The sequence below is a fragment of the Arthrobacter sp. efr-133-TYG-104 genome (assembly GCF_030208915.1).
In the GTDB taxonomy this organism is placed as follows: Bacteria; Actinomycetota; Actinomycetes; order Actinomycetales; family Micrococcaceae; genus Arthrobacter.
In genome coordinates this window covers 38,559-62,206 of sequence record NZ_JARVTA010000023.1, presented here as the reverse complement: position 1 = coordinate 62,206, position 23,648 = coordinate 38,559, and the positions used below count along the sequence as shown (strand labels likewise).

Genomic DNA, 23,648 nt, shown 5'->3' with positions numbered 1-23,648 from the left:
TGCTTTTGAAGGAATCGAAGCCGGGAAACCCGCTGAAAGCCTACAAAAGAAGTTGCGCGCGAGTGGCGGAACGGCAGACGCGCTGGCTTCAGGTGCCAGTATCCGAAAGGGTGTGGGGGTTCAAATCCCCCCTCGCGCACGCAATGTTAAAGAGCCCCGGTCTTAGGATCGGGGCTCTTTTGTTTCCGGAGCGGACACCCACGTGCCTATATGTTCCACCTTCGCCTCCATCTTCAGGATATCGGTGGGCAGGGGCCTTGCCGCAAGGGAGGGTGTACGCCATACGCTGCTCGGTGTGCTCATAAACGGAGCACATTACCGGTAGGGGGATGGCGTGACCGATGTAATCGTGGTGGGGAGTGGACCAGCCGGCATGATGTTGGCCGGTGAGTTGGCTCTGTGGGGCGTGGACGTCGCGATTTTGGAGCGGCGCGATACCGGGGACTTACCGGAGTCCCGCGCAGGCGGCTTTCACTCACGCACCATCGAAGTGCTTGATCAGCGAGGCATCGCCGAGCCTTTCCTGGCCGCGGGTAAGACAGGACAAACGGCACGGTTCGGCAACTCCGTCCTGGATATCAGCGATTTCCCCACCCGGCATCCTTACGGGCTTGGCCTATGGCAAAGGCAAATGCGGCCAATCCTTGAGGGCTGGATCCATGACCTCGGAGTCCCGGTTTATCGTGGAACTGAGGTGGTTGGCTTCGTCCAGGACCAGGCCGGGGTGGACGTCGAACTCGCCGAGGGTGCCAGCCTCAGGACCAGGTTCCTTATTGGTGCCGACGGCGGCAGGAGCGTGGTCCGGAAGGCCGCGGGCATTGAATTCCCGGGCTGGGAGGCAACGCGAAGCAACCTGATCGCCGAGGTGGAAGTGTCCGGAGAACCGCCGTCCGGCATGCGTCAAGATGAAACAGGGGTGCACGGCTTCGCCCTGCTGGAAGACGGGCACACCTACCGAGTGGTCACAACGGAGCGGCACTTGGGCTCGGGCGATGCACCCTCGCTGCTTGATCTCAGTGATGCCCTCAAAGCTGTTTACGGTACCGACTTCGGTGTGCATTCACCGACGTCGATTTCGCGCTTCACCGACGCGACCCGTCAAGCCGCCACTTACAGGAACGGCAGAGTTTTGCTCGTCGGCGACGCCGCGCATATCCACTACCCGGCCGGGGGCCAGGGAATCGGATTAGGACTCCAAGACGCGGTCAATCTGGGGTGGAAGCTCGCTCAAGTGGTCAAGGGCACGTCAGGCGATTCACTCCTGGACACGTACCATGCCGAGCGGCATCCCGTGGCTGCACGCGCGCTGCAACACTCGATGGCCCAAACTGTGCTCCAGCGCCAGGACCCGCGGAGCGCAGCGCTCGGCCAAACCATCGCCGACTTGATGGTCATGGATGAGCCTCGCAAGCACGTCGCCGCGCTGATCCATGGTTTGGACATTACTTACGATCTTGGCGCCGGCCACCCTCTCCTGGGCCGCCGCATGCCCGATTTGGACCTCTCCATTGCCGGTGTTGAGGGTCCATCGAGGGTTTACGCGCATCTCCGCGACGCCAGGGCCGTGCTGCTGAATCTCGCCGAACCCGGCAGGTTCGACGTCGGGCGTTCAGGTTTCGACGTCGGGGCCTGGGCCCGGCAGGTCCGGCTGGTTGATGCACGGTGCACCGCAACGTGGGAGCTGCCCCTGATCGGGAAGGTGGAGCCCCCAACCGCCGTGCTGATCCGGCCTGATGGGTATGTGTGCTGGGTGGGCGAAGGAACTGACCAAGGTTTGATGGAAGCGCTCACCCGTTGGCTCGGCGTCGGCTCCGGTTCCTGACGTCGACCCGGACCGGCCGGGCCCTAACCCCGGAGGCCGTATTCCGTCATAGCCGAGAAGCCCGCAATCAAGGCCTCGAGCCCCAGGCTGAAGGCAACATCTGTGGGCCGGGGGTGGCGTTCCGCGGCAAGCCGATCCACGGCAGCCGTGAAATTGGGTACCTGCTCGGCGAGGTTGCCGGCGTCGAAAATGTCCTCCGGGGCGGTGACGTCGTAGGCCGCGCCGAATACGAAGGCTTCCAAGGCGACGATGGCCGAAATGATCTTCTCTTCGGGAAACCCGGCCTCGCGGAAGCCCGCGGTGACCGCCTCATACATGGCAAGGGTTTTGGGTGCGTTCGCGACCGGGAGCACAGCGATCACCGGGATGAGGGGTGTGTGCGCGGAGAAGACGTCGCGGTAGGACCAAGCCCACTGGCGCACGGCGGCGGCCCATGGTTCAACTCCAAACGCGGAAACATCCACCATGGCGGCCAGGTGATCTTCCAAAAGCAGCAACACGTCGTCCTTTGACGCCACGTGGTTATAGAGGGCGGACGGCGCGACGCCCAGGGTTTTTGCCAGCGCGGCCATGGTGAGTCCGTTGTAACCTTTGGCGCTGATCAGCTGCAGGGCCGCCGTCGTAATCCCCGCTTGATCCAGGACGCGCGCCATGGGTCGGCCGGCCCGGCGTCGGGACTTGCCGACGGCGGCGCCGGATGCGGGCTCGGGTGCGGGGGAGGGTGCGGGCATCGGAGGCCTTTCTGCTGCCGTGTCCCCAGCATTATTCCATCGGGTCTTCACAGAGGTGGAGTTGAACGCTATTATCGTATAAATGAATGGCATTCATTTATTGGTCAGCCACCACGGACGGCCACTGAGAGGACATCATGCAGAATCTTGATCGCGACGTTGTGATCGTCGGTGCCGGACCGTCAGGGTTGACGGCGGCACGCGAATTGAAGAAGGCCGGACTCAGCGTCGCAGTGCTGGAAGCACGCGACCGCGTGGGTGGCCGTACCTGGACGGACACCATCGACGGTGCCATGCTCGAAATTGGCGGCCAGTGGGTCTCTCCTGACCAGACAGCACTCATTGCTTTGCTGGACGAGCTCGGCCTGGAGATGTACTCGCGTTATCGCGACGGCGAGTCGGTGTACATCGCCGCTGACGGAACGCGGACTAAGTACACGGGAGACACATTCCCGGTCAACCCGACCACCAAGGCCGAGATGGACAAGCTGACGGCCATCCTGGACGGGCTTGCAGCTGAAATCGGCGCCACGGAACCGTGGGCACACCCCAAAGCCCGCGAGCTGGACACCATCTCTTTCCACCACTGGCTCCGCCAGAACTCCAGCGATGAGGAAGCCTGCAACAACATCGGCCTCTTCATTGCAGGTGGCATGCTCACCAAGCCCGCGCACGCGTTTTCCGCGCTGCAGGCCGTGCTCATGGCTGCGTCAGCCGGTTCATTCACCCACCTGACCGATGAAGATTTCATCCTGGACAAGCGCGTCATCGGTGGCATGCAGCAGGTTTCGCTGCTCCAGGCAGCCGAGTTGGGTGCCGACGTCGTACTCAACAGCCCGGTTCGCAGCATCACGTGGGACGAGAACGGCGCAACGGTTGTATCTGAACAGGCAACTGTCAACGCGCGCTACGTGATCATGGCCGTGCCGCCGAACCTGTACTCCCGCGTTTCGTTTGATCCGCCTCTTCCGCGTCGCCAGCACCAGATGCACCAGCACCAGTCGCTCGGCCTGGTCATCAAGGTCCACGCCGTGTACCGCACGCCTTTCTGGCGCGAAGACGGCCTGTCCGGGACCGGCTTCGGCGCAGGTGCTTTGGTCCAAGAGGTTTACGACAACACGAACCACGGCGATTCCCGCGGAACCTTGGTGGGCTTTATCTCGGACGAAAAGGCCGACGCCGTGTTCGAGCTCAGCGCCGAAGACCGTAAGAAGGCCGTCCTGGAATCCATCGCCGGCTTCCTGGGGGAGAAGGCGCTCACCCCTGAGGTCTACTACGAGTCCGACTGGGGCTCGGAAGAATGGACCCGTGGGGCGTACGCCTCCAGCTACGACCTCGGCGGCCTCCACCGCTACGGCAAGGACCAACACGCGAACGTCGGACCGATCTACTGGTCCTCGTCCGACCTCGCCGCAGAGGGTTACCAGCATGTTGACGGCGCCGTGCGGATGGGCCAAGCAACGGCTGCCCGCATCGTCGAGGCGCACAAGCTGTCCGCGCTGCCGGTCGCCTAGGCGCCCAGGTTCGCTCAACCGGCAGGCTGGGGAGATTCACTCTCCGGCCTGTCGGTTGCCCGTTTTAAGTCAGCCCGGCGCGGGGAGTGCCGGGGCAGGCACACCGGCTGCCCGTTCGGCTCTAATGAGTGCCTGTGCAAGATGTTCGACGGCGGCCCGGTAGTCAGTGCCCGCTGTGACCTTGCAGCGCTCGGCCTCGCGCATCGCCTGGGTGAATGCGGCCGTTTCCGCAGCCCTCACGTCCGTCATGGCAGGGAAGTCGATGGTTTGGGCAGGGTCCAGTTCGTACTGCTGCCAGTGCCGCAGGACCTCGGCGTGACGGGCAGCGTCCGCGACAAAACCAGTACGACGCCGGGGCTCGGCTGCGTGAATACGTTCCACTTTCCGGGTGGCTGCCAAGGTTCCTGCCGCCGTCGCCATTACCGTCACCAGCATGATCAGTGCGGCGGGTGGCCAGAGCAGCGCAGGAACGATGACGCCGGGAAGGACCACCACCGAGCCGGCGAACACGTCCCAAAATATTGCGTCCGGCTCGGGCCCAGGCCCATGGGTCAGTTTCCTGTGAAGAATCAACGTTGTAGCTGCTGTTGCCAGAATCAGGGCAACACCCCACAGGAATATCATCGCGGGCATCGGGCACCTCCAAGCGAACTCGCTGCTTTGCATTCAGTATGCGGCCCCACGTGTGGTTTTGGTACTGAAATTTTGGCCGGTCATGCGGCCGCCGCTCCCCCCCCCGGGATGCCCGCGCGGGTCATTGGTTCAAGAAGCGCAGCGCGTGCTTGATGAACTCGTCGGGCTTAGTCGCATGGACCAGGTGGCCGGCGTCGGCAGTGATCAGCTGGCCCCGCAAATTAACCGCTAGACGGTCCTGGACGCGCTCAGGGCCGACGCAACAGTGTCCCAATCCTCTGCCGGTTCGCCTGTGGCGGGAAGTAGAACCATAGGGGGTAGCCGCGGGACCCAGCAGCGTCCCCGACCCGCGACACACCCCCCGCGGCGCCACCGCGAATCACACCCTTGTGGTTTATGTTACTGATGTGACTGTTGTTGCTAATGTGCCGGAGCTCACGTAACCTCAGGACTGCGGGGAGCAGCTGAGGGGCGCGGTCGCGCCACTTCCAGGACCTCGCTCCCACCCTTACCGTTTCGAGGTTTCTGTACATGGCTTTATACCGATCCGCCCGCACGACGGCGGTGCTGTGCGCCGCCGTCGTACTTTTTGGCGCGGCGGCAACTCCGGCAGCCGCCGCACGCCCTTTGACCTCTCCCTTCGCTGTGCGTGCGTCTTCGGACGTGCCCTCGCCTGAGGAGATTGCAGCGGCGAAGGCCAGCGAGACGGCGACGGCGGACGAGGTCACCGCCATTGAGCGGATCCTCGCGGACGCGGCCGGTGCCCAGCAGGCCGCATCTGCGACTGCCATGCAGGCCAACAACGCGTACAGCGATGCCTTGGTGGAGCTGCAGGAAAGGACAAAAGCCGCGTCGGTTGCCGCGGCCCGGGCCTCTGCGGCGCGGGAAGAGCAGGATAAGACACGAAAACAGGTGGGGCAGCTCGCCGCCGACCTGTACCGCAATGGCGGAATGGATCCGGCCCTCGTAACGCTGACCGGCGGCGGCGAAAGCATGCAGCAGGCCGCCACACTGGAGGCCCTTTCAGCCAAGCGAAGCCGCGACTTTGACGCCGCGGTTAGCGCCGCCACCGCATCCCGGTCCCTGTCGGCAGCTGCCGATGAGGCCAACAAAGCCGCGGACGACGCGGCAAAGACGGCCGAGCAGCGCAAGACGCAGGCCGAACAGGCCAACGCCGCGCAGGTCAAAGCGGTGGCCGACGCGAAAGCGCAACGGGCCACCCTGGTGGACCAGTTGGCCCAGCTCCGCAACACCACTGTGGCCCTTGAGTCGGCCCGCGTGGATGCGCTGGACCGGCAGCGTGAAGAGGCGCGGTTGGCAGCGCTGACCGCCGCCTCTAACCAGGCACCGCAGGATCAGGCGGCCCAAAACACCGCCGCTTCACCGGGGACGCCGGCGCAGGCAGGTGCGCCCGCAGCCCCGGCTCCGGCCGCGCCTGCTCAGGCAGCGCCCGCTGCCCCTGTCCAAGCACCCGCTGCGCCCGCTGCGCCGGCAGTTCCCGAACCGGTCGCACCGGCACCCGAACCGGCGGCGCCCGAACCAGCTGCGCCTGCACCGGCGCCTGCCCCGGCCGCGCCTGCTCCGGCCGCGCCCGCTCCGGCACCTGCGCCCGCTCCCGCCCCCTTGCCGCCATCCGCGGGTTCGGGATCGTACGAAGCAGCGGTTTCGGCTGCCTTGGGTAAGGTCGGTGCACCGTTCTACTACCAGTGGGGCGGTACCGGGCCCTATGGCTTTGACTGCTCTGGACTCGTGCAGAGTGCGTTTGCCGCAGCCGGGATGTACCTGCCCCGTACCGCCTCGCAGCAGTATGCTGCTGCGCCGGTCCACGTTCCCCTCTCGCAGGCCCGCCGTGGCGACCTGCTGGTATGGGGTTCAGCGCCTAACTTCTACCACGTGGCCATCTACCTGGGGAACGGACAGGTGGTGCAAGCCTTGAACCCACAGGAAGGCATCACGGTCTCGTCCATCAGTTCAATGGTGGGCATGGACCTCTACCCGTACGCCGCCAGGTACTAGCCACTGGCGCGCGACTGCCGGAACCTGTGACCGCCCCCAGGCTGGTTGGTGCTCCGGCCCGCCCTCTTGCCCGTGCTGCGAGATGATGAGGACATGAACGACCAGGATCCGGATCTCTGGGAGGAATTCGACAAGGACAACAACGCCCACCCGGACCGTGTGCCCGGCCGTCCAGGCGGCGAACCGGTGGGATTCGGTTTCAGCACCGGTGTCCGCAGTGCGAGAGTCGCCCTCGGATTCGCCGTGTATGCGCTGATTCTCGGGACCACGCTGGTGGTCACCGGCGCCGTTGTCTTCATCGCCCAGCGCCAGTGGCTGCTGCTGGGATTGATGGTGCTTGTCGAGGCAGTGTTCGTCTATGGCTTCATTCGGTTGGCCCGCCAGGCGCGTAATCGGTGATCCTCTCACTAGGATCGAGCGCGCGGCGTCACAACGGTTCGACGCCCGACCTCGGTCCACGCCCAATGCAACTAGCCTTGGCATCATGAGACTGAAAATGTGCAGCATCCACGTCAAGGACCCGGCCGCAGCCCACAAGTTCTACACGGAGACCCTGGGTTTCGACACACTAATGGCGATGCCCGAGTACAACCTCTTCATCATCAAGGATCCAGGCGCCGGTGCCGGCTCCACAGGCCTGTTGCTGGAACCGAGCGACAACCCGATTGGTGCGAACTACATGAACGCCGTGTACGACGCCGGAATGCCGGCTGTGGTGCTGGGCGTACCCGACGTCGAGGCCGAGTATCAGCGGTTGCTCGCCGCAGGGGTGACTTTCAAGGGCGCACCTGCCCAAGACCCGTCGGGTATCAGTGCCGTCTTCGATGACGGTTGCGGCAATTTCGTTCAACTCCACCAGGACTAGTCCGGGTTAAACAGCCGTGGCCGGGACTGGTGTCCCGGCCACAACGTGTGAAAGGTCCTACGCGTGGTTGCGCTTGGTCCCCTTGGGGGCTTCGCGTTTGGCTGCTGCGTTCTCCTTGGCTTCCTTGGTGGCGGCCTTCTTGTGTGCCTCGTCCTTGACGCGCTGCGCCTCAGCGCGGACAGCAGCGTGTGTTGCGCGCTCGATGACCAGCCACTGCGGCGGAGACTGCAGCAGTTCGGTGATTTCCGCCGTCGTGAGTGCTTCCTCGATGCCGCCGCGTGCGAGGCCGCTGATGGAGACGTTCAGCTTGTGGGCCACGACTGGGCGCGGGTGCGGCCCGTTGCGGCGCAGTTCAGCCAACCACTCCGGGGGGTTGGCCTGGAGTTCGGCGAATTCGTCGCGGGAGATGGATGAATCCTGGAACTCCTGGGGTGTAGCCGGCAGGTAGATGCCGAGTTTCTTGGCAACGGTGGCCGGCTTCATGGACTGGGAGTCTTTGGGAGTCATGCTTCAAGGGTATCTGGCCGGTACTGTGAGTGTGTGCCAGACGCTGAAGAATCACCCGAGTCACCCGAGCCCCAACCAGGGCTGCGCTTCGCATACGTTGCTGGAGTGACACCCGGGAAGTGGATCCGGCGTTGGGAGCAGCGTATGCCCGATGTGCCGTTGGAGGCGTTCATGTCCGACGACGGCGCGCAGCTTTCGGTGCTCCGGGACGGCTCGGCGGATCTTAGTTTTGTCCGCCTACCCGTGGACCGCGAAGGCTTGAACGTTATTCCGTTGTATGAAGAGCAGCCGGTGGTGGTTGCTCCCAAGGGGCACGAGATCTCGGTGTTCGAGGAAGTGGCACTGGCAGATCTCGCCGAAGAAAATTTCCTGGATGTGGACGAGATGGGCGGCCCGGACATGGCCCTCCAAGTGGTGGCCTCGGGTGCGGGCTTGGCGATCTTGCCGATGTCCGTGGCACGCCACCTGAACAACAAAGAAACCGTCATGCGGCCGCTGACCGGAGCTCCGGGTTCCCAGATTGCCCTCGCATGGCTTGTGGGCACGGAGGGCCCGGTGGTCGAGGAGTTCATCGGGATTGTCCGCGGCCGCACAGCCCAGAGCTCACGGCAACCCTCGGCCCAGCAAGAGAAGCCCAAGAAGGCGCCCAAGCCGGACCGTCGCGGAGGCGGCCCCAAGAAGCCCGCCGTCGCCCAGCGTTACGCCCCGAATCCGGACAAGGGCCGCGGCAAGGGTTCGCGGAAGAAGGGCAAGCGCTAACGTCCCGCGGAAGGCTGGAGGGGAGTTGGAAGTCGACACACAAGGCAGCAAGCCCAGGAGAATTCGCGCCCTCCGGCCAGTGGGTACGCGCGCAGTGTTGGCCGAGTTGGACGGCCTAAAGGACGTACTCGCCTTGCAGGACATGCTCACCCGGGCACCGTTGCCGGGGCAAGTGGACGTGGTGGCCGCGGCAGAAACGGTCATGGTGGTGGGCGAATCGGCGTCGGCAATCCGCGCGATCCGGACCCGGTTGCTTGAAATGGACATCGTTACGCCCGAGGTCACCGGGTCCGGCTTGGTGGTCATCGATACCGTCTACGACGGCGAGGACCTCACCGACATCGCCGGCATCACTGGACTGAGCCCGGACGCCGCCGTAGCCGCCCACACCGGACAGGTGTGGACCGTGGCCTTCGCCGGTTTCGCGCCTGGATTCGCCTATATGGTGGGCCAGAACGATGTCCTGACCGTTCCCCGCCGCCCTTTGCCCCGGACCGCTGTACCGGCTGGATCCGTGGCGCTTGGCGGCCCATACTCGGCCGTGTACCCCCGCAGTTCACCGGGAGGCTGGCACCTGATCGGCCGCACGGGCGCCCGGATGTGGGACTTGGAGCGAACGCAACCGGCGCTGGTGAGGCCCGGCGACCGCGTCCAGTACCGGGCGGTCCGCGAGGTAGTGAACGTCGCCGCTGTTTCCGCGCATCTTCCCGAATCCGAGCAGCATCTTGGGTCTGGCCTGTCCGGACTGCGTATCCTCAAACCCGGTGCGCAGAGCCTCGTGCAGGACCTCGGCCGCCGCGGCTACGGCCCTCTCGGTGTTTCCGCTGCCGGAGCCTTGGATCGGGCGTCCCTGCGCCGGGCCAACCGGCTCGTAGGGAACGCCGCTTCAGCTGCTGCCATCGAGTCCGTCAACGGTGGCCTCGTGGTGGAGGCTGTGGGGGACCAAGTGGTGGCGGTGACTGGAGCCCCGAGCAGCCTGACCGTCCGCTCGTCGTCGAACCGGACCGTTCCGATGGCGACCCCTTTTGTGTTGCTCGACGGCGAAGTGCTGACTGTCGGTCCTCCCGAATCCGGCTTCCGGAGCTACTTGGCCGTCCGTGGGGGAGTGGATGTTGTGGAGGTGCTGGGCAGCCGCTCGGCAGACACGATGTCCGGCATCGGGCCGGCGCCTTTGGTTCGCGGCCAAGTGCTGCCGGCTGGTGGCAACACGGTATCGGCTGCAGTGGGGAGCCCTGAGCTTCAACCTGATTTTCCGCGCACGGGGGTTACGGTCCTTGAGGTAGCGCCAGGACCGCGGGATGACTGGTTCGACTCGTCCGCCCTTGAATCGTTGACGAGCCAGGAATGGTTGGTGACCCCACAATCCAACCGGGTGGGGATGCGCCTTGACGGCACGCCCCTCCAGCGAACCCGGAAGGGCGAGCTGCCCAGTGAAGGAACTGTGGCAGGCGCACTCCAGATACCTCCCGCCGGTTTGCCCGTTCTCTTTCTGGCGGACCATCCCATCACCGGCGGCTATCCCGTGATCGGCGTGGTTCGCGAGGAAGATCTGGATTTGGCCGCCCAAGTGCCCATCGGGGGCCGGATCCGGTTTCGTCTGGCCACGTTCGCTCCGTAGGCACGCAGCCCAACCACTGATCTTTCGTTGCGTCTTTCGTTGCGCGCAACGACTGTATTGCGGTGCAGCGACGAGTGCGCCAAGTTTATGTAGGGATGGCAGGGACGACAGCCGCGCGGAAGGAATGGCTATGGACGGAACCGGGCAGGGTGGAGCGTTGGGCGGGGCGCATGCGAGCGTGCCGGACCAGGGCGGAGTTGCGATGGTCCTTGCCGGCCAAGAAGGCATGACCGGCTGGCAAGAGGAGCTGTACAAGGACCTTCATCAGCATCCTGAACTGGGCAACCAGGAGAGCAGAACGGCAGCCATAGCTTCCGGGCTCCTCCAGGAATTCGGCTACGAGGTGCACTCCAAGATCGGGTCCACCGGCGTGGTGGGCATCCTCAAGCACGGTGAAGGCCCCACCGTGCTGGTGCGGGCGGACATGGACGCGTTGCCTGTTGCCGAGGACACCGGCCTTCCGTACGCGAGTAAAGAGTCTGCGACCGACGACGACGGCGGGCAGGTCCCTGTTGCTCATGCCTGCGGGCACGATGTGCACGTGGCCTGCCTTCTCGGTGCGGCACGGTTGATGGCGGAGCGACCGTCCGGATGGTCCGGAACGTTCATCGCGTTGTTCCAACCGGCGGAGGAACTGGCCAATGGTGCACGGAAGATGCTCGACGGCGGTTTGGCCGCCTTGATCCCGAAGCCGGACGTCGCCATGGCGCAGCACGTCCTTGCATTTCCTTCCGGGCACCTGGGGACCCGGCCCGGCGCCTTTCTCTCCAGCGCTGACAGCATGCGGATCACGGTTTATGGTCGGGGCAGCCACGGCTCCATGCCGCAGCTCAGTATTGACCCCGTGGTCCTGGCTGCTTCGATCGTCCTGCGCTTGCAGACCGTAGTCTCCCGCGAGGTTGCCCCCGGGGAATTCGCGGTCCTGACCATCGGCCGGATGAGCGCTGGGACCAAGAGCAATATCATCTCCGACCGAGCCGTGCTGGAGCTGAACATCCGTACCTTCGACGACCGAACGCGGACCCTGCTTTTGGATGCAATCAGGCGGATTGTGGTCGGAGAATGCAGCGCCGCCGGTTCGCCGAAGGATCCGGAGTTCGAGCTTTACGATCACTACCCGCTGACCCAGAACGATCCGGAAGTCACGGCCCGGGTCGACGCGGCCTTCCGCAACCACTTCGGCGAAAGGGCTTCCACCCTTGACCGGCAACCTGCCAGTGAGGATTTCAGCGAGCTACCGGACTCGTTCGGCATTCCTTACACCTACTGGGGACTCGGCGGGACCGACCACACGCTGTACGCGAAAGCCGAGGCCGCTGGAGCTGTCTCCAGCGAAATCCCGGCCAACCATTCGCCGCACTTCGCTCCGGTCATCAGCCCAACGCTGGAGACCGGCACCGCCGCCGTCGTCGTTGCCGCCTTGGCGTGGCTGGGACGCCCGGCGAGTTCGCGGTAGAGCGGGACTTCAGGAGTCGCGCTGCAGAATCCCGTCCAGCAAAGCGTTGCTGAACTTGCCCGAAGGATCGTGGGCGAGCACCAGCTTCCGGAAATCCTCGAACCGTGGGTAGAGGGCGGCGAAGTCGTACTGGTCCGGGGTGAAGAGCTTGCCCCAGTGCGGGCGGGTCCCGAAGGGTCGGAGCGCGTCCTCAAGTTCGGGGAGGATCTCCTCAACCTCGGACTGCAGCGGCTTCCAGGTGAAGTGGAGTGCCACGCTCTGTTGCTCGTAGAAGGGGCTCAACCAGAAGTCGTCGGCAGCAATGGTGCGGATTTCGGAGATGAAGAGCAAGGGTGCCAGTTTGCCTGCCAGGTTCCGGACGGCGCGGAGCGCTGCCGGCGCCTGGTCGAGGGAGAGCAGGAATTCGCTCTGCAGTTCTTCGCCGTTACTGGGAGTGAACTCATGGCGGAAATGGGGCAACCGGTCCAGCCAAGGGCCAGCCACGTCCAACTGTTCCGTGCAGTTCTCTGCCGACATGTCCGGGAGGGGATGCATCGCCACGGTGGCCGGGATCGCTCCGAACATGTCAGCAAGGGGCGCATCAGTATCGAGCGCTTTGATCCACACCTGGGGGATGGTCTCGCCTGTGAAGTTGGTGAAGAAGCTGACGCTGTATGCGCTCGAGGCGATCTCTTGGAAATTGGCCAGCGCCTCGTTCCAGGACAAGCCTGTCAGTACCCGCTGCCGGACTTGGAAGGTCGGCTGTATGGCCAACTCAAGCCCAGTGACGATACCGAGGGCGCCGATTCCCACCACGCTGGCGCGGAACTCGTCGTCGTCGGCGGTGAGCGTTACCAACTCGCCGGAGGCGCGCACCAGATCGATACTGACGACGGCGCCGGCCAAGGAGGGGTTGTTGACCCCGCTGCCGTGCGTGCCTGTTTGGATCGCGCCCGCGACGGAGATGTGCGGAAGCGAGGCAAGGTTATGGATGGCATAACCCTGGTCCTCAAGTGCTCGTCCAAGGGCGCCGTAGCTGATGCCCCCACTTACCTTGACCGTGCCTTTTTCCTTGTTGAGGACTATTTCCTGCGGCAGCGCATCAAGGAGCAGGTGGGTGCCGTCCGTGTCGGCAACAGTGTTGAAGGAGTGTCGCGAACCGAGGGCCTTGACCTTCGCGGCGCTGGCCACGAGCTCCTGCAACGCGACCACCGAGGTGGGGCGGTGGACCTCTGCCGAGGAGTACTCAAGGTTGCCTGCCCAGTTCTTCATTCAACTTCTCCCCGCGATGTAAACGTCTGTCCCAGAAATTGTGAACGCTCACAAGACCTGCGTCAAGGAAACTATCCACAGGAGAGCTAGCCTCGGGCGGCCTTGTCCCTCAATGGGCGGCGAGCCAGGAAAGCAGCCACGATCGCGCCGGAGACGTTGTGCCACAGGGAAAACACTGCTGAGGGCAATGCGGCAAGCGGGCTGAAGTGTGCAGTGGCCAGCGTGGCGGCGAGGCCGGAATTCTGCATACCCACTTCGAATGCGAGGGCACGGCGTGCTTTGTCGTCCAAGCGGCCGAGCTTGCCGGCCAAGTAACCCAGGCCGAGCCCGAAGCCGTTGTGGAGGACGACTGCCAAGAACACGATGCCGCCTGCGGCGACGATCTTGCCCGCGCTCCCGGCCACAACAATCGCCACAATCAGGGAAATCACGACGGCGGATGCCCAAGGAAGTGCCGGAAGAACCTTCGCGACGAGCTTCGAGAGGAAAAGCCGTGCTAGCACACCCGCCACCACGGGAACCAAGACGGTCTTGACGATGTCCAGGAACATGCCACCGGCGTCGATGTGGAGGAACGACCCGGCCAGGAAGAGCGTCAACGCAGGGGTGACCAACGGCGCGATCAGCGTTGATACCGAGGCGACGGCCACGGACAAAGCCACATCACCCTTGGCGAGGAAGGCCATGACATTGGAAGCGGTGCCCGAGGGTGCGCAACCAACCAAAATGACTCCCACCGCAAGTTCGGGAGGGAGCTGAAGAAGGACCGCGATCAGCCATCCCGCACCGGGCATGATGACGTAATGCGCAATGATGCCCAAGGCAACGGCCCACGGTCGGCGGGCAACCGACGCGAAATCCGGTGGGGTCAACGTGAGGCCCATGCAGAACATGATGATGCCCAGCAAATACGGAACAGACGTTCCCATGGGTTTGAACAGCTCCGGAATAAGGAATCCGAGGATGCCCGCAAGGACCACCAGAAGCGGAAAGACCGTGACAGCGATGCGGGCGATGCGTGCCTCGGCGGCAAGGGCCGCATTCAGCGGTTCCGCGGATTTTCCAGCAGTGGACGGTGTGTTGGTTGCCTCAAGCATCCATCCATGCTCACACCTGGCCCGCACAAGGGTCGACTTCGTTACATCCGCAGCGGTGTATATGTCAGCTGCCTTACCGCGGCGTCGTGTTACATCAGCGTCTGGCGGTAGCGCTCAATCTGTTTGAGGCGTCGTTGGAGGCTGTCGCGCCGCGGGTGCGGGACGACGTCGGGCCCCTCCGCGGTGAGGTCGATGTGCTCGGTTCCGTACTGCCACAACAGGAGGTCATCGAGCAGGCGGTCCGGGCCGGGGGAGTAGCGGTGGTCCAAGGCCTTGCGCACCTCGGTGATGCGGTTGGCGCTGAGTAGCCCCGCAAGCTCCACTGTTTTGGTCAGTCCGTGGGCGGCGAGCAGTTCAGCGGCCCACCCCCAGTCATCGTCAACTTTGCGGTCTACGTGGGGCAAAAGCGTACGCCAGACGTCACGCACCCGGTTGGGAGTGAGCGGCATGCTTCCGTCACCCTCAAGGTCCCAATAGGCGCGGACTTCCTCGTAGCGTTCGTGAAGATCGGAAAAGGCACTCTCCACCGTCTCCAACATGGCTGCCGTGGCGGTGAACTGGCGATCGAAGTGGGGCGTCCACGCGCGCGGGTCTTCGGCTTTGAAGCGGATGTCGTGCTCGATCTCGCTCCAAGCATGCGCAAACACGGTCCGGATCTGGCACTCGAAGAAATAGCTGCCGTTGGCAGGCATGTCCGGATTGAAGACGTGCTGGTATTCCTTCACGGTCTCATTCTGGATGGTTCGAAGGATGAGGTGCCGGCTGGAGTATCCGTACGTTCCGGACTCGATGGAACCAATGTCCTTCTCGCGGTCTCCCCGGCAATCAAAGAGCTGCCGTTGGCGCTTGATGATGTTGGCAACCGCCGCATTCTCCGCAGGCAGCTTGGTAATCACACGGATACCCACCATGTCATTCAAGGTGCGGAAGGGGTCCGGGAACTTCAGGAGCCGGGGTCCGCCCGGTTCCAAGGGCTCATCAGTGCGGGAAATCTTCTCCCTGAAAGACTCGACAGTCTTGGTCCGGCCGGTGACGAACAACGGGGTTACCTCGGCGTCGTTCAGCATGTCCCTCAAGGTCAGCAGGACATCGCGCGTGACCTGCTTGAGGGCAGGGCGAACACGCTCATACAGCGCCACGTTCGCGTCCACTGCTTCGCGCTGGTCCTGGTCCAGGCTGTCCCGATTGCTTGCCATGCCCCCAGCTTACGGTGCGCCCCCGACACTAAACCGGGCCGCGCGCCGTCGGGGTGCCTCTAGCCAAACCTGCAGACCGTCACGATAGGCTCGGTACAAAGGAGGGCCCAATGTTGCGGCATAAGTACAGCTACGGCGAACACCCCAGTCAGTGGGGCGAGCTCTTTACGCCCGAACCGAACAACGGAAACCACCACCACCGCGGTACCTCGGCCGTCGCGGGCGGAGTAGCGGTGGTTATCCATGGCGGCTACTGGCGATCGCAGTACGGAGCCGAGCTCGGTGAGCCTTTGGCCCGCGACCTCGCTGCCCATGGCATCACTGCATGGAACCTGGAGTATCGGCGTGCCGGCAACGGTGGTGGTTGGCCGCATACGTTCGAGGACATCCTGGCTGGCATCGACCACCTTTCCCAGATCGCCGGAGACCACGATCTGCAGCTTGGCAAAGTGGTGGCGCTCGGCCATTCCGCTGGCGGCCACTTGGCGGTATGGGCTGCGGGCCGCCAGCGCCTTTCAGCGATTGGAACGCCCGACGCCGATCGCCAACTCGTCCGCACCCTGGAGGCTAACGCCGTGCACCTCACCGGCGTCGTCAGTCAGTCCGGCCTCCTCAACCTGGCTGCGGCGGAGAAACTCAACCTCAGCAACGGCGCGGTGTGCAACCTGATGGGCGGAGATTCAGCCAGGTTCCCCAAGCGGCATAAATACGCCGACCCCATGAGCTTGCTGCCGATCGACGTGCCGGTGTACGCCGTGCATGCCAGCAACGACGAGGACGTTCCCGCCAGCCAGTCGGAGGCGTACGTCGCCGCCGCCACAGCCGCGGGAACTCCGGCCCAGTTGTTGCGCGTCCCGGGCGACCATTTTGACCTGATCGATCCCAGGGCCGTGGCATACAAAAAGTGCCGTGAGTTGGTGCAGCGACTCCTCTCGTAATTGTTGGTCTGTGGCGCCTGTCCTCTGGCAGAGTGTTCCCATGCTGACTGTTATTGGTGAGGCCCTGGTTGACGTGGTTCAAAGTTCCTCCGGCATTGAGGCACATGTCGGCGGGAGCCCGCTCAATGTGGCCGTTGGGCTTGCCCGGCTGGATCATCCGGTGCAGTTCATTGGCCGATACGGCAGGGATCCCTACGGGGACTCGGTGGCCGCGCACTTGCGCTCAAGTTCGGTGATGGTCCCGCTTCCCCCGGACGACAAGCCAACCAGTATTGCCACTGCCCGGATCGACGACGACGGCGCCGCCACCTACGCATTCGACCTCACTTGGGAACTGCCTGGCCTTGGGGCCCGCCTGCCGCTCATGTTGCAGGGCGCCACTTTGCTGCACACAGGTTCGATTGCCACAGCCTTGGAGCCGGGTGCCGCGGAGGTCCTTGCCGCCGTCGAGCATGCACACCCGAGCAGCACCATCAGCTTCGATCCCAACTGCCGTCCCAGCATCATCACCGACGTCGAGTACGCGCGGAACCAAACCGAACGCTTTGTGGTGCTTGCCGACGTCGTGAAGGCCTCCGACGAGGACCTTCAGTGGCTGTATCCCGGTGTGGACCCGCTGGAGTCGGCACGACGCTGGCTGACGTTAGGTGGCTCGGCAGGACCCGCCCTGGTGGTGGTTACGCGCGGCGCGGAAGGCCCGTGGGGGGTTACCAGGGCTGGTGAAGCCGGGATCACCGCACCGGCGGTGGACGTTGTGGACACCGTGGGCGCCGGCGATTCGTTCATGGCAGGGTTGCTGTCCGCTCTTGTGGATCGCGGGCTTGACGGTGCGCAGAACCGCGAGACGCTGCGGGGGATGCCTGCCGAAACCCTGGCCGCAATCATGGAGCACGCCGCCCGCGCAGCTTCTATCACCGTGTCCCGCGCCGGAGCGAACCCGCCCACTCGCGCCGAACTGAACGACTGGATGAGCTGAACGCGGGATGAGCGGGCCTCTGCTCCTGTGTCCCGCTACTTCCCTACCGCCGTCGATCCAAACACCGCCATGGCCTGCTGTGCGGGTGGGCTGAGCCGGCGGTTGGCGAGGTGGGCAAGGAGGATCCTGCGCTTGGGGGCGCCGGCGAGGGGGACTGCGACGACGTCAGGCCTCAGCGCGCTGAGGGCCAGCTGCGGGGCCAAAGCGATACCGATGCCCGCGGCGACCATGCCTTGCGTCTCCTGGTAATCGTTGGCGGCGAAGGCGATCCGTGGCTCGAAGCCCGCGTCGCGGCAGACGCGGCGGAGGACGTCGGCCACGGGGTGTTCGTCGCGGACAATCCATTCATGGTCCCTCAACGTATCGATGCGGACGGATCGGCGTCCCGCGACGGGGTGATCGCGCTGTACCAGAAGCATCGTTGGGTCGTTCATCAGCGTCACCAAGGTTAGGTCTTCATCCTCGATCGGTTGCCACGGGTAGTCCCATAGCAGCGTCAGTTCGATGTCCCGCCGACGCAGCCGTTCCAGCAGCCCCTCCCGCCGTGCACTGATAACTGTGACGGTGACGTCCGGGTGGCGCGCCCTGAAGGCGAGAACGACGTCGGGCATGAGGGAAGCACCCACGGTGGGAAATGTTCCCATCCGCAACTGGCCCCGGCGCATGCCGGCGAACTCTGCCATCTCGGCGTGGGCGGCTTCGATCGTTCTGTCGATCTCGTCGGCGTAGCCCAGGAGGGCCTGCCCTGCTTCGGTGAGCACCACGCCCCTGGGATGCCGATCCACCAGCGCGACGCCCACCTCATGTTCGAGCTTCGCTATCTGTTGCGAAACCGCTGACGTAGTGAAGGAGAGGGCCGTCGCTGCCGATGTCAGTGAACCGGAACGGCTTACCTCGCGGAGCACATGGAGCCGGTGAAGATCGAGATGGGCCATGCTGAGAGTTTAGCAAAAGTATATGGGCATAGAGAATCTTTCGATTGTGCTGAAGTGTTGGATCGCGGATCGTAGAACCAGAGGCGCTGTGAAGCGCAAGATCTACGAGACATGATGGAGAAAACAATGGGACTCCTAGGCCATTGGTACCGGGGCGGCACGAGCAAGTGCTGGCTCTTTGACGCTGAAGACGTCACTCCGCATGCCGGGAACCGCGAGGAGATCCGCTCGCTGCTGGCCGCCGCTTTCGGGGCAGCGGACGCGCGCCAGCTCGACGGCGTTGGCGGCGGGACCTCCACGACGTCGAAGGCCGCCGTCGTCTGGGCCACGCCGAACGGGGAAGCGGATCTTGACTACCTCTTCGCCCAAGTCGGCATCGGAGATCCGACAGTGGAGCTGGGCTCCAACTGCGGTAACTGCGCCACTGCCATTGCCCTATTCGCCGTCCAGTCAGGCATTGTTCCTCCCCGGGAGCGCATCACCCGGGTCCGCATGCGCAATCTCAATACGGGAGCGGTGCTAAGCGGGACGGTTCCAACCCCAGGCGGCACCGTTCCGAGGTCCGGGCTGGCCAGGGTTCCGGGCAGCAGCGCTGCGGGTGTTCCGGTCAGCCTGTCATTCCACGCACCTTGGGGCCGGACCACCGGTGCAGTCTTGCCCACCGGGAACGTGGCCGACCAAATTTGGACGGGCGACAGCAGGCTGACGGCAACGCTGGTTGATGCAGGCGCACCGGCTGCGCTCATACCGGCGGAGGAGATTGGCATCGATCTGTCGTCCATGACCGGCAACCTCTCGGAGCACCTGCCAACGCTTGTCGCCGCACGGGCTTCTGCGGGTCTAGCCATGGGGCTGCGGAAGCCTGAAGACCCTCCGCAGAATGCAGTACCGAAGGTCGGGGTGGTGGCAGCGCCCGGTGATTACATCGCCGCGGACGGAACGGTTATCGCCGAGGACAGCCACGACCTACGAGTGCGCCTGCTCTCGATGCTTGCACCGCACCCCGCCATCGGCCTGACCTCAGCTGTGGCCGTGTCCCTCGCGGCCGCGCTGCCGGGGTCGGTAGTGGCCAACGTGGCGCAACCGGCCCACTCCGCCATTCCGGGAGCCCCACGCTTGCTGCGGATCGGGACACCTGCCGGCGTGATCGTCACCGAAGTCACCACAGATGACAACGGCAACGTCATCGAAGTGGCCCTCCACAGGGCTGCCCGGCACCTTGCTACCGCCGACATCGACGTCGCCCAGACGGCCGACCTGACGGCCTAGCCCCTCAACCGTTGCCCTGCCATCATTGACAGGGCCGCACACCCAGGAAGTTGTTCAATGAAGATCAAATCCATCCTCGGACATCTCTATGTCCAGGTACTCATCGGCGTCGCGTTAGGCGTTCTCATCGGTTCCCTGTGGCCGAACCTCGGTTCCGCCCTGCAGCCGATCGGCGATGGCTTCGTCAAGCTCGTGAAATTCATGATCGCGCCGATCGTGTTCTGCACCATCGTCGGAGGCATCACATCGCTGACCGACACGAAGAAGGTCGGTCCCACCCTGGTTCGCTCGCTCGGCCTGTTCTATGTGCTCACGGCGCTGGCGCTTGCTTTCGGTCTGGCCGCCGTCATGCTGTTCCAGCCGGGCGCCGGCTTGCACATCAACCCGGCACACTTGGATTCCTCGGTCGCCGCAAAGTACACGGGTCAACTGCCCAGCAGCAATCCGGTGGACTTCATTCTCAGCATCATCCCCAGTTCCTTCGTCGGCGCCTTTGCCAACGGCGAGGTCCTGCCAGTGCTTGTCATCGCGCTCTTGTGCGGCTTCGGTTTCAGCAAGCTCGGCGCGCCAGGCCAACAGGCCCTTAGCGTGGTTAGCAGCTTCAACAAGCTCCTGTTCGTCATCTTCGGCTACATCATGAAGGTGGCTCCCTTGGGGGCCTTTGGCGCCATGGCCTTCACAGTCGGCAAGTACGGAGCCCACTCCATCGGCAACCTGGGCATGCTCATCCTTGCCTTCTACGCCGCCTGCATCGCCTTCGTTGCCGTCGGCCTGGGAATCCTGGCCAAGCTCACCGGCTTCAGCCTGTGGCGGATCCTGCGCTACTTCAAGGATGAATTCCTGATCGTCCTCGCTACGTCTTCCAGCGAACCGGTACTACCGCGCCTCCTGACCAAGCTCGAACGGCTTGGCTGTGACCGGAGCGTCGTGGGGCTGGTGGTCCCTACCGGCTACTCCTTCAACCTCACCGGCACAGCTATTTACCTCACCCTCGCCTCGATGTTCATCGCCCAGGCCTGCGATATTCACCTCGGGTGGGACCAGATCCTTCTCATGCTAGGAATGATGCTTCTGACTTCGAAGGGTGCTGCTGGCGTGACAGGCAGCGGTTTCGTGGCCCTCGTCGCGACCCTGACCGTGATGCCGACCCTGCCGGTCGCAGGTGTGGCCCTCATCGTTGGAATTGACCGCTTCATGAGCGAGGCGCGTGCCCTCACGAGCACCGTCTGCAACATTGTTTCCTGCGTTGCGGTGGCCAAATGGCAGGGGGCGCTGAACCTGGAGAAACTTCGTACCGAGCTCCAGGCCGGCTACAAGCCCACCGAACGTGACACGATCCCGCTCGCCGACCCCGTATTAGCTCACTGAGCTGACGGGAATCGGCCCATAGATGTGAGCCCCCCGCTGCATTCCATCGCAACAGGAAACCCGAAGGACGGGCGCGGTGAGGGGGCGCACAAGCAGAGGAGGCAGGCGGTCAAAGAACCGCCGGCCTCCTCTATCAGTTACGTCCTCTACCTGCGTTGTGAGGTACGTTCCGAACTGACAACAAGGGTCAGGCGGCCCCGTGCCCGGCATCCACTTCCTCCCCGGCTTTCACGGGCCCTGGCGGAGTCCCTTCTCCAAAGGGACTGCCGCCGAGTGAGTCCCGCCCGTGCTCGGTCAACCAGCCCGACAGGTCCGGTCCCATCGGTACGATCTGCGTGGGATTGATGTCCTCATGGACGATGTAATAGTGCTGTTTGATCTGCACAAAATCGATGGTGTCCCCGAAGCCAGGCGTCTGGAAGAGGTCCCGGGCATAGCCCCACAATGCCGGCATCTCGCTGAGTTTGTTGCGGTTGCACTTGAAGTGCCCGTGATAGACGGCGTCGAAGCGCGCGAGGGTGGTGAACAGCCGGACATCCGCCTCAGTGATGGAATCTCCCACCAGGTAGCGCTGCCGTGAAAGCCGTTCCTCCAGCCGGTCCATGGCATTCCACAGCCGGGTGTACGCGGCGTCGTAGGCTTCTTGGGACCCAGCGAATCCGCACCTGTAGACGCCGTTGTTAACCTCAGTGAAAACCCGCTTGTTCACTTGGTCGATCTCTTCCCGCAGATGCTCGGGATAGAGGTTTGGGGCGCCGGGGCGGTGGAACTCCGTCCACTCCGTAGAGAAATCCAGCGTGATTTGGGGGAAGTTGTTGGTCACAACTCCGCCCGTGGGGATGTCAACGATGGCCGGGACGGTGATCCCGCGCGGGTATTCGGGGAAACGGCGGAAGAACGCCTCCTGCAAGCGCTCGATCCCGAGCACGGGATCTTTACCGCCGGGGTCAAGATCGAAGGTCCAGGACCGGGCATCGTGGGTGGGGCCGGGCTGGCCGAGGCTGATGACGTCCTCCAGGCCAAGGAGCCTCCGGACGATGACGGTGCGATTGGCCCACGGGCATGCCCGCGCCGCTACAAGCCGGTACCGCCCCGGTTCCACAGGCCAGCCGGGTTCACCGTTGGCACCAGGTCTACCGTCGCGGGTGATTCGATCCTCGATGTAGTTTGTGTCCCGGTTGAACTCGGCACCAGTGACGTACGCGCCGCGGGTGCTGTGCTGTTCGGCTGTGCTGGTGATGTCAGTCATTACCTCAGACTATGCTCTCGATTTGCCCGTGTGCGGGGTCGCGAGGGCAAATTCTCAAATGTGCACCAAAGTAGACTGGCAAGATGCGGCTCATAGCAAGTGATATTGACGGCACCATACTCGGCCATGATGGCAAAATCAGTGACCGGACCATTAAGGCGTTTCAGGCCTGCCGCGAGGCAGGGGTGGAGCTGGTTTTCGTCACGGGCCGTCCGCCGCGGTGGCTGTTCCCCCTCCAGGAACAGCTCGGCCACAGCGGCATCGTCATTTGTTCAAACGGTGCCGTGGTGTGGGATCTTCATACAGGGACGGCACTGTCCTCATCCGCACTGGATGTCCCGTCCGTTCTCGAAGCCCGTCGCATCATCAAATCCCTGCGGCCGGACGCGCTCTTCGCAGTGGAAACGCTGACCGGCTTCCAGCTGGAGCCCGGCTTCATCGAGAACGGGACCAGCGAGCTCCTTTCCGAGTTCACACCCGCCCCCCTCGCCGAGACGCTCGCTGCAGATGACGCCGTCGTGAAGTTCCTGGCCGTTACGCGCAATGGCACGCCGGATGCGTTCCTGGCCGAAGTGCAGCCAGCGGTCGCCCACTTGGTGAGTACCACGCATTCGGCTCCCCGCACAGCGCTGCTCGAGATGTCCGTTCCCGGCATTAACAAGGCCGTCACCCTGGCTCAGTACGCAGAGTCGCTGGGGATCGACGCTGCGGATGTGGTGGCATTCGGGGATATGCCCAACGATATCGAGATGCTCCGCTGGGCCGGTCATGGGTACGCGATGGCCAGTGGGCACCCGGACGCCATCACCGCCGCGGGGCAGCAGGCTCCGCACTTCGACGACGACGGCGTGGCCCAGATCCTCGAGGCAAAGTTGACGGAGCAGCGGGTCTAGCAAGCATCTAATGCGCGACGGCGGATGTTGGGGCATTGCCCGCGCGGCCTAGTGCAGGAGTACCTGGTACAGGTTGTGGTCTTGCCATTTTCCCGCAATGTGGAGGTAGCGGGGCGCCATCCCGATTTGCTGGAAGCCCGCCTTCAGCAGTACCCGCTGCGAGCTGACGTTATGCAAGAGGGTGCCCGCCTCGATGCGGTGCAGCCCGAGTTCCTCGCGGGCCGCGTCTACCATGACCCGGACCGCAGCTGACGCCAGCCCACGCCCCGCGTAAGCGCTATCCATCCAGTAGCCAAGACCCGCGCTTTGGAAGGGACCGCGCACTATTCCCACTAGGTTGAATCGGCCCACCAGGGCGTCGCCCGCGAACAAGCCCAAGGAATAACCCGTCCCAGCTTCTGCCGCCGCCAGTCGGGTGGCAATGTCGGCAGCCTGCCAAGCTTCTGAGTAGAACTCTTCCGGGCGAACCGGTTCCCAGTGGGCAAGGTGCTCCCGGTTCCGCAGATAGGCGGCGGCAAGCGCTGCCGCATCGCTTGGGCGCAATAAGCGCATGGA

General features: G+C 64.0%; 22 protein-coding genes and 1 tRNA gene. 14 read left to right on the top strand and 9 right to left on the bottom strand.

The genetic code is table 11. From position 1 onward, the window contains the following. Positions 1–56 precede the first annotated feature (56 nt). Together QRN04_RS15440 and QRN04_RS15435 are read left to right on the top strand one after the other, a co-directional pair. A tRNA-Leu gene (locus tag QRN04_RS15440) sits at positions 57–139 on the top strand. Positions 140–334: 195 nt separating this feature from the next. Further along, complete coding sequence (locus QRN04_RS15435) at positions 335–1,822, top strand: FAD-dependent monooxygenase (protein WP_284976908.1); 1,488 nt, start codon at positions 335–337, stop codon at positions 1,820–1,822. A 23-nt stretch (positions 1,823–1,845) separates the two neighbouring features. Here QRN04_RS15435 and QRN04_RS15430 read toward each other — a convergent pair whose 3' ends face one another. Further along, complete coding sequence (locus tag QRN04_RS15430; RefSeq protein WP_284976907.1) at positions 1,846–2,553, bottom strand: TetR/AcrR family transcriptional regulator; 708 nt, start codon at positions 2,551–2,553, stop codon at positions 1,846–1,848. A gap of 137 nt (positions 2,554–2,690) precedes the next feature. Here QRN04_RS15430 and QRN04_RS15425 point away from each other — a divergent pair, with 137 nt between their 5' ends. Continuing rightward, entirely contained in the window at positions 2,691–4,067 is a 1,377-nt protein-coding gene (locus tag QRN04_RS15425) for a flavin monoamine oxidase family protein (protein ID WP_284976906.1), read from the top strand. A 69-nt stretch (positions 4,068–4,136) separates the two neighbouring features. On the opposite strand, the gene QRN04_RS15420 is transcribed toward QRN04_RS15425, so the two are convergent. Continuing rightward, a complete protein-coding gene (locus tag QRN04_RS15420; protein WP_284976905.1) occupies positions 4,137–4,700 on the bottom strand; it encodes a hypothetical protein in 564 nt (187 codons plus the stop codon). A gap of 531 nt (positions 4,701–5,231) precedes the next feature. Between QRN04_RS15420 and QRN04_RS15415 the strand changes: the two genes are divergently transcribed. The 3 genes from QRN04_RS15415 to QRN04_RS15405 all read left to right on the top strand — a co-directional run bounded on the left by QRN04_RS15415 (position 5,232) and on the right by QRN04_RS15405 (position 7,581). Further along, positions 5,232–6,716, top strand: coding sequence for a C40 family peptidase (locus tag QRN04_RS15415; protein WP_284976904.1), 1,485 nt, complete (start codon positions 5,232–5,234; stop codon positions 6,714–6,716). 93 nt (positions 6,717–6,809) lie between these two features. Next, on the top strand, positions 6,810–7,115 hold the full coding sequence (locus QRN04_RS15410) for a hypothetical protein (RefSeq protein ID WP_284976903.1): 306 nt from the start codon (positions 6,810–6,812) through the stop codon (positions 7,113–7,115). An 85-nt stretch (positions 7,116–7,200) separates the two neighbouring features. Continuing rightward, positions 7,201–7,581: a VOC family protein gene (locus QRN04_RS15405; RefSeq protein ID WP_284976902.1), complete on the top strand. Its 381-nt coding sequence runs from the start codon at positions 7,201–7,203 to the stop codon at positions 7,579–7,581. 57 nt (positions 7,582–7,638) lie between these two features. Here the strand turns inward: QRN04_RS15405 and QRN04_RS15400 are convergent, their stop codons facing one another. Further along, entirely contained in the window at positions 7,639–8,088 is a 450-nt protein-coding gene (locus QRN04_RS15400) for a DUF5997 family protein (RefSeq protein WP_284976901.1), read from the bottom strand. A 33-nt stretch (positions 8,089–8,121) separates the two neighbouring features. On the opposite strand from QRN04_RS15400, the gene QRN04_RS15395 reads away from it, so the two are divergent. The 3 genes from QRN04_RS15395 (at position 8,122) to QRN04_RS15385 (ending at position 11,921) form a co-directional block, all read left to right on the top strand. Continuing rightward, the gene (locus QRN04_RS15395; protein WP_284976900.1) at positions 8,122–8,847 is read left to right on the top strand and encodes a LysR family transcriptional regulator substrate-binding protein; all 726 of its coding nucleotides are present in this window, start codon (positions 8,122–8,124) and stop codon (positions 8,845–8,847) included. Between the two features lie 25 nt (positions 8,848–8,872). Continuing rightward, the gene (locus QRN04_RS15390; RefSeq protein WP_284976899.1) at positions 8,873–10,465 is read left to right on the top strand and encodes a 5-oxoprolinase subunit B/C family protein; all 1,593 of its coding nucleotides are present in this window, start codon (positions 8,873–8,875) and stop codon (positions 10,463–10,465) included. A 130-nt stretch (positions 10,466–10,595) separates the two neighbouring features. Further along, positions 10,596–11,921 carry an amidohydrolase gene (locus QRN04_RS15385; protein ID WP_502868807.1) on the top strand — a complete coding sequence of 442 codons (1,326 nt, stop codon included), beginning with the start codon at positions 10,596–10,598 and terminating at the stop codon, positions 11,919–11,921. 9 nt (positions 11,922–11,930) lie between these two features. Here the strand turns inward: QRN04_RS15385 and QRN04_RS15380 are convergent, their stop codons facing one another. The 3 genes from QRN04_RS15380 to QRN04_RS15370 all read right to left on the bottom strand — a co-directional run bounded on the left by QRN04_RS15380 (position 11,931) and on the right by QRN04_RS15370 (position 15,465). Continuing rightward, positions 11,931–13,172, bottom strand: a complete 1,242-nt coding sequence (locus QRN04_RS15380; protein ID WP_284976898.1) for a D-arabinono-1,4-lactone oxidase — start codon at positions 13,170–13,172, stop codon at positions 11,931–11,933. Between the two features lie 86 nt (positions 13,173–13,258). Next, positions 13,259–14,269, bottom strand: a complete 1,011-nt coding sequence (locus QRN04_RS15375; RefSeq protein ID WP_284976897.1) for a bile acid:sodium symporter family protein — start codon at positions 14,267–14,269, stop codon at positions 13,259–13,261. Positions 14,270–14,358: 89 nt separating this feature from the next. Continuing rightward, positions 14,359–15,465, bottom strand: a complete 1,107-nt coding sequence (locus QRN04_RS15370) for a GTP pyrophosphokinase (RefSeq protein ID WP_284976896.1) — start codon at positions 15,463–15,465, stop codon at positions 14,359–14,361. A 110-nt stretch (positions 15,466–15,575) separates the two neighbouring features. Between QRN04_RS15370 and QRN04_RS15365 the strand changes: the two genes are divergently transcribed. After that, entirely contained in the window at positions 15,576–16,403 is an 828-nt protein-coding gene (locus tag QRN04_RS15365) for an alpha/beta hydrolase fold domain-containing protein (protein WP_284976895.1), read from the top strand. A gap of 40 nt (positions 16,404–16,443) precedes the next feature. Further along, positions 16,444–17,379 carry a carbohydrate kinase family protein gene (locus tag QRN04_RS15360; RefSeq protein ID WP_284976894.1) on the top strand — a complete coding sequence of 312 codons (936 nt, stop codon included), beginning with the start codon at positions 16,444–16,446 and terminating at the stop codon, positions 17,377–17,379. A 35-nt stretch (positions 17,380–17,414) separates the two neighbouring features. Here QRN04_RS15360 and QRN04_RS15355 read toward each other — a convergent pair whose 3' ends face one another. Continuing rightward, the gene (locus tag QRN04_RS15355) at positions 17,415–18,314 is read right to left on the bottom strand and encodes a LysR family transcriptional regulator (RefSeq protein ID WP_284976893.1); all 900 of its coding nucleotides are present in this window, start codon (positions 18,312–18,314) and stop codon (positions 17,415–17,417) included. 111 nt (positions 18,315–18,425) lie between these two features. On the opposite strand from QRN04_RS15355, the gene QRN04_RS15350 reads away from it, so the two are divergent. Together QRN04_RS15350 and dctA are read left to right on the top strand one after the other, a co-directional pair. Beyond that, positions 18,426–19,583: a PrpF domain-containing protein gene (locus QRN04_RS15350; RefSeq protein ID WP_284976892.1), complete on the top strand. Its 1,158-nt coding sequence runs from the start codon at positions 18,426–18,428 to the stop codon at positions 19,581–19,583. A gap of 57 nt (positions 19,584–19,640) precedes the next feature. Next, on the top strand, positions 19,641–20,951 hold the full coding sequence (gene dctA, locus QRN04_RS15345) for a C4-dicarboxylate transporter DctA (RefSeq protein ID WP_284976891.1): 1,311 nt from the start codon (positions 19,641–19,643) through the stop codon (positions 20,949–20,951). Between the two features lie 187 nt (positions 20,952–21,138). Here the strand turns inward: dctA and QRN04_RS15340 are convergent, their stop codons facing one another. Then, positions 21,139–22,200, bottom strand: a complete 1,062-nt coding sequence (locus tag QRN04_RS15340; protein ID WP_284976890.1) for a glutathione S-transferase family protein — start codon at positions 22,198–22,200, stop codon at positions 21,139–21,141. Between the two features lie 83 nt (positions 22,201–22,283). On the opposite strand from QRN04_RS15340, the gene QRN04_RS15335 reads away from it, so the two are divergent. After that, entirely contained in the window at positions 22,284–23,093 is an 810-nt protein-coding gene (locus QRN04_RS15335) for an HAD family hydrolase (protein WP_284976889.1), read from the top strand. Between the two features lie 48 nt (positions 23,094–23,141). On the opposite strand, the gene QRN04_RS15330 is transcribed toward QRN04_RS15335, so the two are convergent. Next, entirely contained in the window at positions 23,142–23,645 is a 504-nt protein-coding gene (locus QRN04_RS15330) for a GNAT family N-acetyltransferase (RefSeq protein WP_284976888.1), read from the bottom strand. Positions 23,646–23,648: the final 3 nt, after the last annotated feature.

Coding starts and splice junctions, on each gene's coding strand:
- QRN04_RS15430 (WP_284976907.1), bottom strand. CDS start 2,553: ATGCCCGCACCCTCCCCCGCACCCGAGCCCGCATCCGGCGCCGCCGTC.
- QRN04_RS15425 (WP_284976906.1), top strand. CDS start 2,691: ATGCAGAATCTTGATCGCGACGTTGTGATCGTCGGTGCCGGACCGTCA.
- QRN04_RS15420 (WP_284976905.1), bottom strand. CDS start 4,700: ATGCCCGCGATGATATTCCTGTGGGGTGTTGCCCTGATTCTGGCAACA.
- QRN04_RS15415 (WP_284976904.1), top strand. CDS start 5,232: ATGGCTTTATACCGATCCGCCCGCACGACGGCGGTGCTGTGCGCCGCC.
- QRN04_RS15410 (WP_284976903.1), top strand. CDS start 6,810: ATGAACGACCAGGATCCGGATCTCTGGGAGGAATTCGACAAGGACAAC.
- QRN04_RS15405 (WP_284976902.1), top strand. CDS start 7,201: ATGAGACTGAAAATGTGCAGCATCCACGTCAAGGACCCGGCCGCAGCC.
- QRN04_RS15400 (WP_284976901.1), bottom strand. CDS start 8,088: ATGACTCCCAAAGACTCCCAGTCCATGAAGCCGGCCACCGTTGCCAAG.
- QRN04_RS15385 (WP_502868807.1), top strand. CDS start 10,596: ATGGACGGAACCGGGCAGGGTGGAGCGTTGGGCGGGGCGCATGCGAGC.
- QRN04_RS15380 (WP_284976898.1), bottom strand. CDS start 13,172: ATGAAGAACTGGGCAGGCAACCTTGAGTACTCCTCGGCAGAGGTCCAC.
- QRN04_RS15375 (WP_284976897.1), bottom strand. CDS start 14,269: ATGCTTGAGGCAACCAACACACCGTCCACTGCTGGAAAATCCGCGGAA.
- QRN04_RS15370 (WP_284976896.1), bottom strand. CDS start 15,465: ATGGCAAGCAATCGGGACAGCCTGGACCAGGACCAGCGCGAAGCAGTG.
- QRN04_RS15365 (WP_284976895.1), top strand. CDS start 15,576: ATGTTGCGGCATAAGTACAGCTACGGCGAACACCCCAGTCAGTGGGGC.
- QRN04_RS15360 (WP_284976894.1), top strand. CDS start 16,444: ATGCTGACTGTTATTGGTGAGGCCCTGGTTGACGTGGTTCAAAGTTCC.
- QRN04_RS15355 (WP_284976893.1), bottom strand. CDS start 18,314: ATGGCCCATCTCGATCTTCACCGGCTCCATGTGCTCCGCGAGGTAAGC.
- QRN04_RS15350 (WP_284976892.1), top strand. CDS start 18,426: ATGATGGAGAAAACAATGGGACTCCTAGGCCATTGGTACCGGGGCGGC.
- dctA (WP_284976891.1), top strand. CDS start 19,641: ATGAAGATCAAATCCATCCTCGGACATCTCTATGTCCAGGTACTCATC.
- QRN04_RS15340 (WP_284976890.1), bottom strand. CDS start 22,200: ATGACTGACATCACCAGCACAGCCGAACAGCACAGCACCCGCGGCGCG.
- QRN04_RS15335 (WP_284976889.1), top strand. CDS start 22,284: ATGCGGCTCATAGCAAGTGATATTGACGGCACCATACTCGGCCATGAT.
- QRN04_RS15330 (WP_284976888.1), bottom strand. CDS start 23,645: ATGCGCTTATTGCGCCCAAGCGATGCGGCAGCGCTTGCCGCCGCCTAT.